This is a genomic window from Pseudomonas sp. 3A(2025) (assembly GCF_054589175.1).
This window is the reverse complement of sequence record NZ_BAAILM010000113.1, coordinates 132,226-149,347: the sequence shown is the minus strand read 5'-3', so window position 1 is coordinate 149,347 and position 17,122 is coordinate 132,226. Positions and strand designations below refer to the sequence as shown.

Here is a 17,122-nt window from a genome sequence, read left to right as displayed (position 1 = left end):
TTCCCGACTAAAGTCGGTCCTACGGGGATCTGTGTCGTTTGGGCTATACCAGCGGCGGCACGCGCAATTGTGTCGAGCATTCCAGCAGCGAGCGGCGTTGGGTGTCGGCGTACAGCTTCAACTCGTTGATCGTCTCGCGGCCCAGGTCGATCTGGAATTGCTGCTGGTTGGAGCTGGCCGTGTAGTGCGACTGCGAGTCGTCGCCCAGATTGGACTGGAAGATCCCCGCCGCACTGACCGGCAGAAAGTCCTCGTACACCAGCGGCTCGAAATCGATGTGCCCGGCCTCGATCAGTTGTTCCAGATCCTTGAGCGGCAAATCGTTGCTGCGCGCCGCGATGCCTTTTCCGGTCGGGAAGAAGCGGAAGTAGGCCAGGCCCTGCTTGCGCATCGCATCCAGGTCGTCCGGGAAATCCTTGAAGGTCTTCTCCAGCAGTTCGGCATAGCGCAGTGAGTTGGCTTCGTTGGGAAACTCACCCAGTTCATCGCGTGCGCTATTGAGCAATTGATCGTAAAGCGCACGGCCTTTTGGTGTCAGCGCCGCACCGCGTTGTTCGATTTCGCCGAAGCGCGCCGAGTGGCTGCCCGACTCATGGGTGCCTTGGCCGACAAAGGTGATCGGCTCTTCGAGCGCCTTGAAGCTGGTCTGGCGCAGCAGGATCGGATACTCGCGGCGCGGCGGACCTTCGACCACCGCCTTGGGCGTGATGCCCTTGAGCGGCATGCCGCTTTGCACGGTGTCGATATCCAGCGTGCGTGGCGTCAGGTGGTTGATGTGCGGACCCCGGAACGCTACTACGTCAGCGATCAAGCGGTGCTGGGCCAACAGTTGTTTGTATTCGGCCAGCGACACGGTCGAGGTGTTGTGCCAGCGGAAGGTTTCCAGCGCCTGCTCGACGAACTCGGCAGCATCCGCTTCGTTCAGGCCGCCATCGCGTTCATCCTGGGCGATCAGCTCCAGCGCGCGCGGGGTGAAGATCGAACGCTTGGCCAGCACGTCGGCTGCAAAGGCGCGCAGTTGAAGATTGTCGATCAGTTCCAGGCGCAGCAGCGAGGTGAACACCCGGAACGGGCTGACTTGCAGCGCGTCTTCATGCACCGCTCGAAAGGCTGTGGAATGCACCGGCACGCCGGCCGGGGTCAGGTCGTAATAACCCACCGGCTGCATGCCCATGACCGCAAACAAACGCGCCAGGGTTGCCAGCTCTTCAGGCGTGCCGACGCGGATCGCGCCGTGGCGTTCCATGTCCAGGCGCTCGATCTCGCCGGTTTTTTTCAGGCTGTCGAGGACCTTGGGCTGAGCCTTGAACACGCCGTCATTGGTCTCGGCCACCAGTTCCATCAGGGTGCCATACAGCGGCACTTCCTCTTGGTACATGTGCGACATGGCGCGGGAAAAGCTGGCGCGAATCTGGTCGCGGCTGGCGAATCTTGCAGTGCTCATCTGAATCGGTTCTCCGCACGAATTCCGGTCAATCAACGGTATTTATTATCAGTTCAAGGCCGCCAGGCATCGTTCGAAGATGTCCAGGCCCTGTTCAAGAATCTCAAGCTCGGTGGTCAAGGGCGGCAGCAGGCGGATGATGTGCCGCGACTTGCCGCTGGGCATCAACAACAAACCGGCATCGCGTGCAGTACTCAGCAACTGCGCCAGCTGCACCGTGCCCGGCGCGCCTTCAGGCGTTACCAGCTCGATACCGCGCATGCTGCCCACCCCGGTCAAACGACCCAGATAAGGCGACAGCCGGGTTTCCTGCCAGGTGCGGTAACGGTTGACGATGGCCTTTTCCTGACGCTGGCCCCACAAGGCCAGGTTCTCATCGGTCATCTGCGCCAGCGAGGCCAGGCCTGCGGCGCAGGCTATCGGGTTACCCGAGTACGTGCCGCCCAAACCGCCTTTTGGCAAATTGTCGAGCAGGGTCCGGCGCCCGACCACCGCACCCAGCGGAATACCGCCGGCGATGCTCTTGCCGAGCAGGATCAGGTCCGGCTCGATGCCCAGGCGGGAGAAGCCGAAACGCTGGCCGGTGCGGCCGAAACCGGACTGGATTTCATCAGCGATCAGCAAAATGCCGTGCGCATCGCACAGAGCGCGCAGGGCCACGGCAAACTCGGGCTCCAGCGCCAGAAAACCGCCTTCGCCTTGCACCGGTTCGATGATGAAGCAGCCGATCTCGTTGACATCGATCTCGACGCTGAACAGCCTCTCGATGGCTTTCAGGGTTTGCTCGGTGGTGACGCCGGTGTCCTTGCTCGGGTACGGCACATGGAACACCGGGCCCGGCAATACACCGATGCGCTGCTTGTACGGCGCGACCTTGCCGTTGAGGTTCAGCGTCGCCAGGGTGCGGCCATGAAAGCCGCCGTCAAAGGCGATCACGCCGGTGCGGCCGGTCACACCACGGACGATCTTCAACGCGTTTTCCGCAGCCTCTGCGCCACTGTTGGTGAGCATGCCGCTCAGCGGGTAGCTGACCGGCATGAACGCTTCGAGGCGGTCCATGAACTGAATGTATGGATCGTGCGGCACGGCATTGAACGCGTAGTGGGTGAGTTTGCCGGCCTGATCCTGAATGGCCTTGACCACCGCCGGGTTGCAGTGGCCCAGGTTCAGCACGCCGATGCCGCCCATGAAGTCGATGTAGCGCTTGCCGGCGGTGTCCCAGACTTCGGCGTTCTTGCCGTGGGACAGGGTCAGCGGGTGTACCGCCGAAATCGACTGGCTGATGTTCTCGCGGCTCATTGAATGAGTTTCCTGGCTGTTGCTCGTTTCATCTATCTAAGCGAACAACCGGCAAACCTCGCAAACGAAATAAAATCGCTGTGTCATTCCATTAATTCTGGATGTGGCCTGTGCTGACCTTGTGCCGGATCCAGTCCACGAACGCCTTGACCTTCGGCACCTGGGCTGCATGTTCGGCATGCGCCAGGAAGTGTGAGCCGTCGCTTTGCAAAGGATGATTCCAGGGAATGACCAGCTTGCCTTCGGCCAGCTCTTCGTTGACCAGATAACGCGGCACCAGCGCGATGCCGCAACCGGCTTGTGCGGCGCGGATGCACATATAGAAGGTGTCGAAACGCGGGCCGTGGTAGCTGTTTTGCGAATGCAGGTTCTGCTCCAGAAACCATTCATGCCAGGCCTCGGGGCGCGAGGTGCATTGCAAAAGAATGTGCCCGGTCAGGGCTTCTGCGTTCTCGAACACATGGCGGGCCATGACTTCCGGGGCGCAGACCGGCACCACCTGCTCCTTGAACAGCTCGATACAGGTAGCGCCGGGCCAGGTGCCCTGACCGAAAAAGAACGCCACATCGGCCTTGGCGCGCACCAGATCGAAGGGCTCCAGTTCGCTGCGGATATCCAGGTGAATGCCCGGATTAAGGCTGCTGAAACCCTTGAGGTTGGGCACCAGCCAGCGGTCGCCGAAGGTCGGCTGGGTGGCGATTTTAAGCACTTCGGTTTCGCCGCCGTAGGTCAGGATATAGCGGCTCGACATGTCGACCTGAATCAGGATCTTGTTCACCTCGGCCATGTACAGCTCGCCAGCCGGCGTCAGGTGCAGGCGCCGGCGGATGCGCTGGAACAGCGGGTGGCAGAGCATTTCTTCAAGCTGGGCGACCTGTTTGCTGACCGCGCTCTGGGTCAGGTGCAATTCCTGCGCGGCGCGGGTGAAGCTCAGATGCCGGGCCGCTGCCTCGAAGCATTGCAGGGCGGTGGTGGAGGGCATCAGACGCTTGGACATCGGTGAGTTCCTGCTAAGGTAGAACATTCCAAAACGGAATCATGTTTTTCTAAATCGTCGTTTGTGACGATGACGGGTGTGGATCAATACTGACCGACATCAATGCTTTCAACCAGTGTCAAAGCAGGAGAATCAAAGTGGTTGCCAAATTGTTAGAAAGTCTGGGCGTGGATAAAAGTGCCTACACGGGCGGCAACCATGCCGTCTTCACCCCCATCGATGGCAGCCAGATCGCTTCCGTCACCCTGGAAAGCAAAGAACAGGTCGCCGCCCGTGTGCAAAGCGCGCACGAAGCCTTCCTGAAATGGCGCAGCGTGCCGGCCCCTCGTCGTGGCGAGTTGGTGCGCATCCTCGGTGAAGTGCTGCGTGAGCACAAAGCCGAGCTGGGCGAGCTGGTGTCGATCGAAGCCGGCAAGATCACTCAGGAAGGCCTGGGTGAAGTGCAGGAAATGATCGACATCTGCGACTTCGCCGTCGGCTTGTCGCGCCAGTTGTACGGTTTGACCATTGCCTCGGAACGTCCGGGTCACCACATGCGTGAAACCTGGCACCCGCTGGGCGTGGTTGGCGTCATCAGCGCCTTCAACTTCCCGGTCGCCGTCTGGGCCTGGAACACCGCGCTGGCGCTGGTGGCCGGTAACGCCGTGCTGTGGAAACCGTCGGAAAAGACCCCGCTGACTGCCCTGGCTTCTCAAGCGCTGTTCGATAAAGCGCTGAAAATCTTCGGCGATGCGCCTGAAGGTCTGGCACAACTGATCATTGGCGACCGCGAAGCCGGCGAAGTGCTGGTCGATGACCCGCGCGTGCCGCTGGTCAGCGCCACCGGCAGCACCCGCATGGGCCGCGAAGTCGGTCCACGCATTGCCGCCCGCTTTGGCCGCAGCATCCTCGAACTGGGCGGCAACAACGCCATGATCCTGGCCCCGAGCGCCGATCTCGACCTGGCTGTGCGCGGCATTCTGTTCAGCGCCGTCGGCACCGCCGGTCAGCGTTGCACCACCCTGCGTCGCCTGATCGTGCACCGTTCGATCAAGGACGAAGTGGTTGCCCGCGTCAAAGCCGCCTACGGCAAAGTGCGCATCGGTGACCCGCGTGAAGGCAACCTGATCGGCCCGCTGATCGACAAGCAAGCGTTCAGCGCCATGCAGGACGCGCTGACCAAGGCCCGCGACGAAGGCGGCCAGGTGTTTGGCGGCGAGCGTCAACTGGCCGACAAATTCCCCAACGGCTATTACGTGACGCCGGCCATTGCCGAGATGCCTGCACAAAGCGCCGTGGTGCGTCATGAAACCTTCGCGCCGATCCTTTATGTGCTGGCCTACGACGAGTTCGAAGAAGCCCTGCGCCTGAACAACGAAGTGCCGCAAGGCCTGTCGTCGTGCATCTTCACCACCGACGTGCGTGAGGCCGAAGCCTTCCAGAGCGCGGCCGGCAGCGACTGCGGCATCGCCAACGTCAACATCGGCACCAGCGGTGCAGAAATCGGCGGCGCTTTCGGTGGCGAGAAAGAAACCGGCGGCGGTCGCGAATCCGGTTCCGACGCCTGGAAAGGCTACATGCGTCGTCAGACCAACACCGTCAACTACTCCCGCGAGCTGCCACTGGCTCAGGGCATCGTGTTTGATTGATGGGCTGTGAGGCCGGCATTCGCCGGCCTTTTTTCTGGCCATCGCTGGGGAGTTCTTGCATGGCGCAATTTCAACAAGGGTGTCTCTGGGAACAGTTGACGCCACAGCGCCCGATTCATCCGCCGTTGACGGGCGAGCGTACGGTCGACGTCTGCATCATCGGCGCCGGTTTTACCGGGCTGTCGGCTGCCCTGCAATTGCTTGAGGGCGGCAAGTCGGTGTGTATCGTCGAAGCGCATCAGGTCGGTCACGGTGGCTCGGGGCGCAACGTCGGCCTGGTCAACGCCGGCACCTGGGTCGCGCCCGATGACCTCGACAAGGCCCTGGGCAGCGCTGAGGCCACGCGCCTTAACACGGCCCTGGGTGCAGCGCCGTCGCTGGTGTTCTCGACCATCGACAAGTACGCCATCGATTGCCAGGACACCCGCACCGGCACCCTGCACATGGCGCACAACGCCAAGGGCCTGGAAGACCTGCGCAGCCGCGTCGAACAATGGCAGCGTCGTGGCGCACCGGTCGAGCTGTTGACCGGCAAAGCCTGTGAAGACGCCTGCGGCACCGACAAGATTGCCGGCGCGATCCTCGATCACCGCGCGGGCACCGTCAACCCGATGGCCTACGTCTCGGGGCTGGCGCTCAATGTGGTGAAGAAGGGCGGCGAACTGTACGGCGAATCACCGGTCAACGGCCTGCGCCGCACCGGCGATGGCTGGCAGGTGAACACCGAGCGCGGCAGTGTGCGCGCCGAGAAAGTCATCATCGCCTCCAATGCCTACACCGAAGGCGAGTGGACCGACGTCAAGAGTCATATCTTCGCCGGTTACTACTATCAGGTTGCTTCCGTGCCGCTGCACGGTGCCGAACAGGCCGGCATCCTCAAGGGTGGCCAGGGCTCGTGGGACACCCGCACGGTATTGAGCAGCATCCGTCGCGACGTCGACGGCCGTCTGGTACTCGGCAGCCTGGGCAATGCCGGCAACTACCCGCTGTGGTTCATTCGCCGCTGGGCCGACCGTATCCAGCAGCATTATTTCCCGCAACTGGGCAACAAGGTTGAATGGGAAAGCACCTGGACCGGCCGAATCGGTTTTACCCCCGATCACCTGCTGCGTCTGTTCGAGCCGGCGCCCGGTTTGCTCGCCGCCACCGGCTTCAATGGTCGTGGTGTGACAACCGGCACGTTGGTGGGCAAGTGCTTCGCCGATTACCTGCTCGGCGGTAACGACGCCAGGGCGCTACCGGTGTCGTTCACCACCCGCTCGGCGGCCACCGGCAACCCGGTGCGCAGCCTGGCCTATGAAGCCGGTTTCACCCTGTACCACGCCGGGCAATGCCTGCGCGTCGTGCTTTGATCACAAGTCCGCCAATGAAACAGGCAGGCTCGTTACAACGGCGAGCCTGCCCTTGAGCCAATAACCCGTTCTGCCTCAGAACCTATAACAACGCTTATTCAGCATTACGTCGCCTAATGGCCGGCGCGGTTTCGGCTGCCCGCGATAAGGCGCTCACGTTGAGGGAACACCATGACCACAGACAAGAAAAAAGAGCACCGCTCACTCCAGCACGGGCTGACCTCGCGTCAGGTGTCGATGATTTCGATTGCCGGCATCATCGGCGCCGGGTTGTTTATTGGTTCCTCCAACGCCATTGCCAAGGCCGGCCCGGCGATCCTGATTTCCTACCTGATCGCTGGCACCCTGGTGCTGCTGGTGATGCGCATGCTGGGTGAAATGGCCATCGCCAACCCGAACAGCGGCTCGTTCTCGACCTACGCCGGCCGCGCCATCGGTCAATGGGCCGGCTTCACCATCGGCTGGCTGTACTGGTGGTTCTGGGTGCTGATCATTCCGGTCGAAGCGATTGCCGGTGCCGATATCCTGCACGCCTGGATGCCGGCGGTGCCTTCGTGGCTGTTCGCCTTTCTGATCATGATCGTGCTGGCCGGTACCAACCTGGTCAGCGTGAAAAACTTCGGTGAATTCGAATACTGGTTCGCCCTGGTCAAGGTCATCGCGATCCTGGCGTTCATCGCCGTGTGTTCCGCTGCGGTACTGGGCTTCTGGCCACTGGCCGAAGTCTCCGGCGTGCAGCATCTGTGGCAGAGCGGCGGTTTCATGCCCAACGGCTTTGGTGCCGTGCTGGGCGGTGTGCTGGTCACGATCTTCTCGTTCTTCGGTGCCGAGATCGTCACCATCGCGGCCGACGAAACGGCCAACCCCAAGGAAAAGATTCGCCGCGCCACCAACCTTGTGGTCTATCGCATCGCGATTTTCTACGTGTTTTCGATCTTCTTCATCGTCTCGCTGGTGGCCTGGAACGACCCGCAATTGCTCAAGGTCGGCTCGTTCCAGCGCGTGCTGGAAGTGCTGAATGTGCCGGGTGCCAAGCTGATGGTCGACATCGTGGTGTTCGTCGCGGTGACCAGTTGCATGAACTCCGGGTTGTACACCGCCTCGCGGATGCTCTACTCGCTGGCCTCGCGCGGCGAAGCACCGGATGCGGTGCGTCGCGTATCGGGCAACGGTGTGCCGACCGTGGCCGTGGTGCTGTCGACCCTGGCCGGTTTCGTCGGCTGCTTCGTCAACTACGCCTTTCCGGGTCAGGTGTTCGGTTTCCTGTTGTCGACCACCGGCGCGATTGCCTTGCTGGTGTACCTGGTGATCGCCATTTCCCAACTGCGCATGCGCAAGATCATGGAGCGCGAAGGCACCGAAATCGCCTTCAAGATGTGGCTGTTCCCCTGGCTGACCTGGTTCGTCATCGGCCTGATCAGCCTGGTACTGGGCTATATGCTGATCAGCCCGAGCTACCGCTACGAAACCCTGCTGACCGCAGCGGTGACCGGCGCGATTCTGTTTATCGCCTTTGTACGGCGTAAGCCTGCGGTCAATATCTACGCCACGTGATCGGGAGATTTTTTCGAGAAAGCAAAGTGGTTGTCAGATAACAGACGGTTGCAAATGGCCGCATGCGTATCTGATAATCACTTTCATTCCCATCGAACGAAGTCCCATGGCTGTCGATCCTCCCTCCCTGCGTTGTGCCGTCAACGATCTGTACACCGAGCACCATGGCTGGCTGCAAGGCTGGTTGCGTCAGCGCCTGGGCAATCGCTGCGATGCAGCCGACCTGGCGCAGGATACGTTCGTGCGGTTGCTCAAGGCGCGCACTGCGCTGGATATCCGTGAGCCGCGGCATTACTTGTCGACCGTTGCCCGTGGGCTGCTCATCGACCTGTTTCGCCGCCGGGCGCTGGAGCAGAGTTACCTGGAGTGGCTGGCCAGCGTGCCACCTGGGGAATTGCCGTCACTGGAGGATCAGGCAATCATCGTCGAGACCCTGATCGAAATCGACCGGATGCTCGACGGCCTGGGCGCCAAGGTCAAGCAGACCTTTTTGCTCTCGCAGTTCGAAGGCCTGACTTACCCGGCCATCGCCGAGCGCCTGGGTATCTCGGTGCGCACCGTCAACAATCACATGGCCAGGGCGATGGAGCATTGTTGCCTGATGCAATTCTCATGAGCCCCTCACCGGGTGAGCGCGACGCCATTCGCGCCGCTGCGCAATGGTATGCGCGGCTGGCGGGCGGTGAAGACAGCGAACGCAATCGCAGTGCCTGGCAACGCTGGCACGATGCCGACCCGTTGCATCGTCAGGCCTGGCAACGGGTCGAGTCGGTCAGTTCGCAGTTTGGCCGGGTGCCGGGCCAGGTTGCGGTGCCGGTCTTGCAAGGCGGGCAGTCACGACGTCAGGTGCTGCGCAGCGTGGTGCTGTTGGCTGCCGCCGGGGGCTTGGGTATCGCAGGCTGGCGCAGCGATACCGGTGCGGCATTGCTGGCCGACTACCGCACCGCCGTGGGCGAACAGCGCGACCTGCAACTGGCCGATGGCAGCGACATCAAGCTCAATACCCACACCGCGCTGGATGTTGACTTCAATGCACAGCGCCGCCAGTTGACCCTGCGTTCCGGAGAAATTCTGGTCAATGCCTTGCCCGACCCGCTGGGCCGGCCCTTTTGGGTACAAACCCCGCATGGCCGGGTTTTGGCACAAGACACCCGCTTTACCGTGCGCGTGCTTGAGCAGGGCAGCCAGGTGTCGGTGCTGCGCAACAGCGTGCAGGTGCGCCTGCCGCATGGGCGTCAGTTGCAACCGCTGCCAGCGGGCCAACAAGTGCGTTTCGACCGCGAGCACATCGGCGCAGCCCAGGCCAATACCCCGGCCACGGCGGCCTGGCAGCACGGTAGCCTGTTGGCCATCGAGCAACCGTTGGGTGAACTGCTGACGGAATTGAACCGTTACCGGCGTGGCTGGCTGCGCTGCGATCCGGCAGTGGCCGGGCTCAAGGTGTCCGGGGCCTTTCCGCTGAACAACACCGACGTCGCCCTGGCAGCACTGGAAAGCGGCCTGGGCCTGAAAGTGGTACGACACACCGCGTTGTGGGTGACCGTCAGCCGCGCCTGACAGGTACCGCGAATGTTTTCGCAAATAAAAATGTGTCGCCTTTGCATTAATTCGCTATCCCGTTCGGCTTAACCCTCGATATCGGTCATTAAATACCCGGGGGAGGGGATACATGACACCTTGCAAACCCAATTACAGCGTGCTGAGCACTGCCATTCGTATTTGTCTGTTCGGCCTGGGGGCCGCCTGCCTGACGCCTGTATTGCAGGCAACAGCCGCCGAAACTGCCAGCGAAAGCCGTGTGCGCAGCTATGACATCGCTGCTGGCAGCCTGACCGAAGTGCTCAGCCGCTTTGCCGCCGAAGCGGGCGCTGCAATCTCTTTCAATGCAGCCCAGCTACAAGGTCGTCAGTCGCCCGGCCTGCGCGGCAGTTACAGCGTGCAAGAGGGCTTTGCGACCCTGCTGGCCGGCAGCAATTTTCAGGTAGTGGCACAAGCTAACGGCAGTTATGTGCTGATCGCCAGGCCACAACCGCTGGCTGAAGGCGCCATCGAACTGGGCGCCACCAGCGTCACCGGCGCGGGGCTGGGCAGCGTCACCGAACACTCCGGTTCCTACACCACCGGTGCCGTCAGCATCGGCAAATCACCGCAAAGCCTGCGCCGTACCCCGCAATCGGTCACCGTGCTGACCAGCCAGCGCCTTGAAGACCAGGGCCTGACCAACCTGACCAGCGTGCTGGAGCAGACACCGGGTGTGGTGGTCGATTATGTCGACAGCGAACGGGTCACCTACTATTCACGCGGCTATCAGATCGACGCCATTCAGTACGACGGCGCCACCGTGGTGCAGGGCAGCGGCGGTGGTTCGTTCATCCAGAGCGACTCGGCAATCATCGACCACGTCGAAGTGCTGCGCGGCGCCACCGGCATGTTGCGCGGCTCGGGTAATCCGTCCGGCACGGTGAACATGGTGCGCAAGCGCCCGACCCGCGAATTCCAGGGCTCGGCCAGCGTCACGGCCGGCTCCTGGGATGCCCAGCGTTATGTCGTCGATGTCTCCGGCCCGCTGGTCGCCGAGGGCGCGATTCGTGGCCGGATGATCGCGGTACACGATGACCGCGAGATGTTTCAGGACATCCGCAAGGAGCGCAAGAACGTGCTCTACGGATCGCTGGCCGCCGACCTCGGCGAGCGCACCACGCTGACCACCGGCATCGAGTACACCGAACTGGACGCCACCGGTGCCTGGGGTGGCCTGCCGGCAGACTTCAGCGGCAAGCCGCTGGACCTGTCGCGCAGCACCTACCTGGGCACGGACTGGAACCGCTGGAACCGCAGCAACCTGCAGACCTTCGTCGAGCTGGAGCATATGTTCGACAACGACTGGGCACTGAAGCTGTCCGGCACCCGCACGCATTTTCGCCTGGATGACCACGGCTTCAAGCAGACCTTTATCTCGCGGTCCAGTACCACTAACCCTTACCTGGTCAATGTGCAGACCACCGAAGGCGATGGCGGCGAAAGCGAGCAGACCAACCTCAGTGCCACGCTCAATGGCCCGTTCAGCCTGTTTGGCCGTCAGCATGAGCTGATGCTGGGCGTGGAGCGCATTCGTAACGACTCGACTGCGTCGGCCACCAATTTCATGGCCAATCTGACCAATGTCGATGTACGCACCTGGGACCCTAAAACCATCCTGGCTGAACCTGCGATCACCATTCGTGCCCGTCCGGTGATGACCCGTACCACTCAAGAAGGGGCACACGCCACCTGGCGTATCTCGCTGGCCGACCCGCTGACCGCCATCGTCGGCGCGCGGATCAACTGGTGGGATTACGACCAGTCGACCACGGCCACCGGTGATTACAGCGTCACTCAGGAAGTCGTCCCGTATGCGGCACTGATCTACGACCTCAACGATAACTTCAGCACCTACGCCAGCTACACCGAGATTTTCAACCCGCAAAGCGCCACCGACGTGTCCGGCTCTGTGCTCGACCCGATCACCGGCGAAGCCTACGAGATGGGCATCAAGGGCGAGTTCTATGACGGGCGTCTGAACACCTCGTTGGCGCTGTTTCGCATCAATCAGGTCGGCAAGGCGCTGGATGACATCAACAGCCCCAACCCGTGCCCGCCGTTCTACGCCACCGGTTATTGCCAGGCGGCCAGCGGCAAGAGCCGCAGCGACGGGTTCGAGATCGAAGTGTCGGGTGAAATTTTGCCGGGCTGGCAGATGTCCGGTGGCTACACCTACACCAGCACCGAATTCCTCAAAGACACAGTGAGCAATACGGGTAACGTGCTGCGTTCTACCGACCCCAAGCGCATGCTCAAGCTGTTTACCCGCTATCGCCTGCCGGGCGCCTGGTCAGACCTGACCGTGGGCGGCGGTGTGCGTGCGCAAAGCGACATCTACTCGCGCAGCGGCACCGCACTGGCCACCCAAAGCGGTTATGCGGTGTACAGCGCCATGGCCAGTTATCGCTTTAACGATCATTATTCGGTACAACTCAATGCCAATAACCTTTTCGACAAAGCCTATTACAAGAAGATTGGCACCACGGCCACCAGTTATTACTGGGGTGAGCCACGCAGCCTTGAAGTAACCCTGCGCGGTACTTTCTGACCGCGTTATTAAAACACCGACGGTGTTCACTCAAACGAGGGGTGAACACCTTTTTGAAGTGTAAGAGATGCCGTGGTTTGAGGGGGGTAACGCCAGGCCCTGTAATAAAAGTGAAACATTATGGGTGTGGGGGGTGGCACGTTTACTGTATCGATAAATTTACCTTCAATGGTTTGACAGTTTTATAACAGTCATACATTCTTGTGTATTGGCATAGCGCCACTAGCGCCCGCTCGGGCAAGGCCACGCACCGCGTGAGCCTCATGCATTCTCTAGTAATACCTGCTCACGGGCCGGACCCTGGGCAAATCTCGTGGTATGCGTGTCATCTAATAATCATAATAATTCTCGGCAGCCGATCGACGATAAGTTACACGTCATGCTGTAAGAGGTTGCATTTAGGGGCGTGATGCGAGCCCGTTGCCAGGTTCAAAAAAATAACAATCAGGGCGCCGCTGCTGATTGCTCGACCGTGTTTAATGATAATAAAGGCAGGATGCATGGAATCGCATGGCCTACTAAGTTCCTTACCTCACATACTTCGGCACGCCCTGTTCTGGTGGGACGGGGCACCGGCGCTCTACCCCGTGTTCAAGGCGCGGATGTTCAAGGACTATCCCGACGCACATGACGGTATCAGTCATCTGCTGCCGAACGGTTTTGCCTCGGTCGATGCTGGCCTTGGCGGGGCGATCACCACGATAGGTTCGATCACCGCCTTCCTGATGTCCAACGAGCAGCATTGGGTACGTCGCGTCCGGCAGTGGAACCAACAGTTCAGTCCCGCGCCGACTCATCAACTCCTGTACGAAACCGCCCTGCGCGAAAACGCCGAATTGCTTTTTCCTGCCTGGCAAGACAGTCAGTCCGAGCGCGGCTGGATGGCTGTGGAAATCGAGCCGAGCGAGACGCATGGCGCGGTAGCGATGTTCAGGCGTGCGCGCCAACTGGCTAACCTGATGCCCAATATCATGGTCAGCGTGCCACTCAGCGAAATGGGTTGTGATGTCATCGAAGAGCTGGTCGCGACCGGGCACGCGGTCAATGCCAGCCAGTGCTTCAGCGTCGCCCAGGTGCGCGCAGGGCTGGCAGCGATCCGTCGCGGGCGTCAGCGCGCCTTGAGCCAGGGTGTCTGTCTCAAGCATACCCGCCACCTGATCAGCGTCACGTGCTCAGGCTTCATGGCACACTCCGAATTCACCGTGCAGGCTGCGCAGTTTGGCATAACGTTGTCGGCCGCCGAGCAGCGCTGGGCCGAGATCGCCCTGTATCGGGCGCTGTGCAGCGCCATGCTCGGCTACAGTGAATCCACCTGGTTGAGGGTCTCGGGCCTTGTACCCGATCCGCAAGGTGCATTGGCCAGAGGCTGGGCAAACAACGTCCAGGCCAGGGAGTCTGTGCTGTACAGCGCAGATGAGCAGCAGGTCGAAGCAATGATTTGCGCTGGCACCTCATCTGTCCCGGTACATAACCTGGCAGCAGTGCCGGGCGACGTCATGCAGCGGCTGTTGCGCGTGCTGGCATTTCGTCAGGTCTGGGGGGCCGACAGCCTGAGCAGTGCCTGTTTTGCCAGACACCCGGTCTTTCTGCAGGGGGCTGCGCAAAGTTTGCGCACCTATACAGCCCTGTTGGGCTTTGCCCGGCCACTGGGGCCGTCGTTGTATGGTCATGCACCCTCTCTGGACATGACCACTTGTTGCTGGGCCAAGGCCAGAAAAAACACCTGAAGTGCTGCGCTGCGGTGGCGTCAGGCAATTAATTTACTGATTGAGCAATAAAATGCCTGTCGGCAATGGCGTTGCGCCTGTATGTTGAGGTTTTTTGATCGCTGGGATGCGTTTTGCAGTCCAACCCTCTGAGAGCCTTACCGGATGTCGGCAACGCCCCTTTGCCTGGATTCACCCAAGATGCTTGACGTGCTTCGAGCACGCACCGGCCAGCTACATGTCCAACTGGAAAAGCGCATGCCGTTTTTCGCCCCCCAGCTTGATCACCGGCTGTACACCCGCCTGATTCAAGCCTATTACGGTTTCTACCAGCCGCTGGAAACGGCGTTGACACGCAGCGCGTGTGTGCCGGCCGGGCTTGATCTGGCCGTGCGCCTGAAAGTGCCGACCCTGTTGCGCGACCTTGAAGCGCTGGGCACAGCGCCTGCATCACTGGCGCTGTGCACGCAGGTGCCGCCCATCGATAGCCCTGGCGCTTGTCTGGGAGTGTTGTATGTTCTGGAGGGGGCGACCCTGGGCGGTCAGGTACTGCGCCGTCAGATTCACGCGACCCTGGGACTCGACGAGCACAGCGGCGCTGGCTTTCTGAATGTCTATGGCCCTGATACCGGGCGCCACTGGAAAGCCTTTCTGGCACTGCTTGCCGGGCAGCCGGCGGATCCTGCGCTGCACGAGGCGGCGGCACAGGCCGCGCATTCCACTTTTAGCTGTTTCGAGCACTGGCTCGATCGTCAGGGAGTCCTGTCATGAGCCAGCTCGATCCGGCCATCTTCAAGCAATTGCTCGACAACTGCGCCAGCGAGCCGATTCAGTACCCCGGCGCCATCCAGCCTCACGGCGTGTTGCTGACCCTCAGTGAGCCGGGCCTGACGCTTTTGCAGGTGAGCGCCAACATCGACACGCTCTTGGGCCAGCGTCCCGACCAGGTGCTGGGCCAGCCATTGGCGCAACTGCTGGGCGAACAACAGGCCGCGAGCATTGCCCAGGCAAGCCTGGCAGGGTCGTTCCTGGATGCGCCGCAACGGTTGGTGGAGGTCAATGGCCAGGTCTTCGAGGCCCTGTTGCACCGCCACGCGGGCGTATTGATGCTGGAACTGGAGCGCCAGGCCATTCATGGCCTGGCTGTCAACGACAAGGTGCTGACCAGCAATCTGGGGCGCATGCTGAGCAAGCTGCAGGCAGCGCAAAGCCTGCAGGCGCTGTACGAAGCCAGCGTGCAGGAAATCCAGAAGCTCACCGGCTACGACCGGGTGCTGATCTACCGCTTTGAAGAGCAAGGCCACGGGCAGGTCATCGCTGAGGCGTCTTCGCCGGCCATGGAGCTGTTCAACGGCCTGTTCTTCCCGGCTTCCGACATTCCCGAACAGGCGCGCGAGCTGTACCGGCGCAACTGGTTACGCATCATCCCCGACGCCGACTACACCCCGGTCGAACTGGTGCCACGCCTGCGCCCCGACACCGGCGAGGCGCTGGACATGAGCTTTGCCGTGCTGCGCAGTGTCTCGCCGGTGCACTGTGAATACATGCGCAACATGGGCGTGCGGTCGTCCATGAGCGTGTCGTTGCTCAAGGGCGACAAGCTCTGGGGGCTGATCACCTGCGGGCATCGTACGCCGCTGCATGTGCCGCATGAACTGCGCATTGCCTGCCAGACCCTGGGCCAGGTACTGTCGTTGCAGATCAGCGCCATGGAAGCGCTGGAGGTCAGCCGCCAGCGCGAAGCCAAATTGCACACCCTGTCGCGGCTCAATACGTCGATGGTCGACGCCGAAGATACCGTGTTCGAGGGGCTGGCTGCGCAACCGCAGTTGTTGATGGAACTGGTCGGCGCCAGCGGCGTGGCAATCATCGAAGGCGCGACCCTGCACCGGCACGGCAACTGCCCGGCGCCCGAGCAGATTCGTGCTTTGCACGCCTGGCTGATGACACGCGGCGAGCCAGTGTTTGCCAGCCATCACCTGTCCAGTGTCCATGCGCCGGCAACCGACTATCAGAAAGACGCCAGTGGTGTCCTGGCCATGAGCCTGCCAAAGCCGGTCGATAACGGCGTGCTGTGGTTTCGCCAGGAGGTCAAGGAAAGTATCCAGTGGAGCGGCAATCCGGAAAAACCGCTGGACATCAGCGACCCTGCTGGCGCCTTGCGTTTGCGTCCGCGCACCTCGTTCGAGATCTGGAAGGTCGAAGTCACTGGCATTGCCGCGCCCTGGAGCCATGGCGACCTGTTCGCCGCCCAGGACCTGCGGCGCTCGGCGCTGGAAAACGACCTGGCCCGCCAGGTGCGCCGCGAGCAACAGGCAGTCCGCGCGCGCGATGACCTGGTGGCCGTGGTGTCCCACGACCTGCGCAGCCCCATGACAGTGATCTCGATGCTCTGCGGCATGATGCAGAAGTCGTTCAGTTCCGAAGGGCCGCACACCTCACGGCGCATTTCTACGGCGATCGACACCATGCAACAGGCTGCCAGCCGCATGAACGTGCTGCTCGAAGACTTGCTCGACACCTCCAAGATCGAAGCCGGGCGCTACACCATTGCGCCCAAGGTGCTGGACGTCAGCCATATTTTCGAAGAGGCGTACACGCTGCTGGCGCCGCTGGCGCTGGACAAGGGCATTGATCTGCTGTTCATACCAAGCCTGGACCTGCAGGTCAGTGCCGACCCGGAGCGCCTGTTTCAGGTGCTGTCGAACCTGATCGGCAACGCCATCAAGTTCAGCCCCAAGCAGGGACAGATCACCGTCAGCGCTTCGGTGAGCGGCGACGATGTGTTGTTCAGCGTGCGTGACGAAGGCGAGGGCATTGCCGCCGAGCAACTGCCGCACATCTTCGACCGCTACTGGACCCTCAAGGAAAACAACCCCACCGGCACCGGCCTGGGGCTGTACATCTCCCAGGGCATCGTCAAGGCGCACGGCGGGGTCTTGAGTGTCGAAAGCGAAGTCGGTCAGGGCAGTGAATTCCGTTTCACCATCCCGAGGGTCATTTAAGACCCTTG

The 17,122-nt window shown here is 61.5% G+C and carries 12 protein-coding genes; 9 read left to right on the top strand and 3 right to left on the bottom strand.

Annotation, left to right across the window (positions count from 1 at the left end; all coding sequences use genetic code 11):
- Positions 1–43: 43 nt before the first annotated feature.
- The 3 genes from hglS to ACYP2A_RS27230 all read right to left on the bottom strand — a co-directional run bounded on the left by hglS (position 44) and on the right by ACYP2A_RS27230 (position 3,740).
- Positions 44–1,444 carry a 2-oxoadipate dioxygenase/decarboxylase HglS gene (gene hglS, locus ACYP2A_RS27240; protein WP_459749034.1) on the bottom strand — a complete coding sequence of 467 codons (1,401 nt, stop codon included), beginning with the start codon at positions 1,442–1,444 and terminating at the stop codon, positions 44–46.
- A gap of 48 nt (positions 1,445–1,492) precedes the next feature.
- A complete protein-coding gene (locus tag ACYP2A_RS27235) occupies positions 1,493–2,743 on the bottom strand; it encodes a 2-aminoadipate transaminase (protein ID WP_459749033.1) in 1,251 nt (416 codons plus the stop codon).
- 91 nt (positions 2,744–2,834) lie between these two features.
- Entirely contained in the window at positions 2,835–3,740 is a 906-nt protein-coding gene (locus ACYP2A_RS27230; protein WP_459749032.1) for a LysR family transcriptional regulator, read from the bottom strand.
- A 137-nt stretch (positions 3,741–3,877) separates the two neighbouring features.
- Between ACYP2A_RS27230 and amaB the strand changes: the two genes are divergently transcribed.
- The 9 genes from amaB to ACYP2A_RS27185 all read left to right on the top strand — a co-directional run bounded on the left by amaB (position 3,878) and on the right by ACYP2A_RS27185 (position 17,114).
- The gene (amaB, locus tag ACYP2A_RS27225; protein ID WP_459749031.1) at positions 3,878–5,368 is read left to right on the top strand and encodes an L-piperidine-6-carboxylate dehydrogenase; all 1,491 of its coding nucleotides are present in this window, start codon (positions 3,878–3,880) and stop codon (positions 5,366–5,368) included.
- Positions 5,369–5,427: 59 nt separating this feature from the next.
- Positions 5,428–6,720, top strand: coding sequence for an L-pipecolate oxidase (amaA, locus tag ACYP2A_RS27220; protein ID WP_459749030.1), 1,293 nt, complete (start codon positions 5,428–5,430; stop codon positions 6,718–6,720).
- Between the two features lie 171 nt (positions 6,721–6,891).
- Complete coding sequence (locus tag ACYP2A_RS27215; RefSeq protein WP_459749029.1) at positions 6,892–8,274, top strand: amino acid permease; 1,383 nt, start codon at positions 6,892–6,894, stop codon at positions 8,272–8,274.
- Between the two features lie 106 nt (positions 8,275–8,380).
- Positions 8,381–8,890, top strand: coding sequence for a sigma-70 family RNA polymerase sigma factor (locus tag ACYP2A_RS27210; RefSeq protein ID WP_459749028.1), 510 nt, complete (start codon positions 8,381–8,383; stop codon positions 8,888–8,890).
- Entirely contained in the window at positions 8,887–9,831 is a 945-nt protein-coding gene (locus tag ACYP2A_RS27205) for a FecR domain-containing protein (RefSeq protein WP_459749027.1), read from the top strand. The genes ACYP2A_RS27210 and ACYP2A_RS27205 overlap by 4 nt, the downstream gene beginning before the upstream one ends.
- 112 nt (positions 9,832–9,943) lie before the next feature.
- Positions 9,944–12,403, top strand: a complete 2,460-nt coding sequence (locus tag ACYP2A_RS27200) for a TonB-dependent siderophore receptor (protein WP_459749026.1) — start codon at positions 9,944–9,946, stop codon at positions 12,401–12,403.
- Positions 12,404–13,005: 602 nt separating this feature from the next.
- Positions 13,006–14,130, top strand: a complete 1,125-nt coding sequence (locus ACYP2A_RS27195) for a transaldolase family protein (RefSeq protein WP_459749025.1) — start codon at positions 13,006–13,008, stop codon at positions 14,128–14,130.
- Between the two features lie 144 nt (positions 14,131–14,274).
- Positions 14,275–14,880 carry a biliverdin-producing heme oxygenase gene (locus ACYP2A_RS27190; protein ID WP_459749024.1) on the top strand — a complete coding sequence of 202 codons (606 nt, stop codon included), beginning with the start codon at positions 14,275–14,277 and terminating at the stop codon, positions 14,878–14,880.
- Positions 14,877–17,114, top strand: coding sequence for an ATP-binding protein (locus ACYP2A_RS27185; protein ID WP_459749023.1), 2,238 nt, complete (start codon positions 14,877–14,879; stop codon positions 17,112–17,114). Before ACYP2A_RS27190 ends, ACYP2A_RS27185 begins: the two co-directional genes overlap by 4 nt.
- Positions 17,115–17,122: the final 8 nt, after the last annotated feature.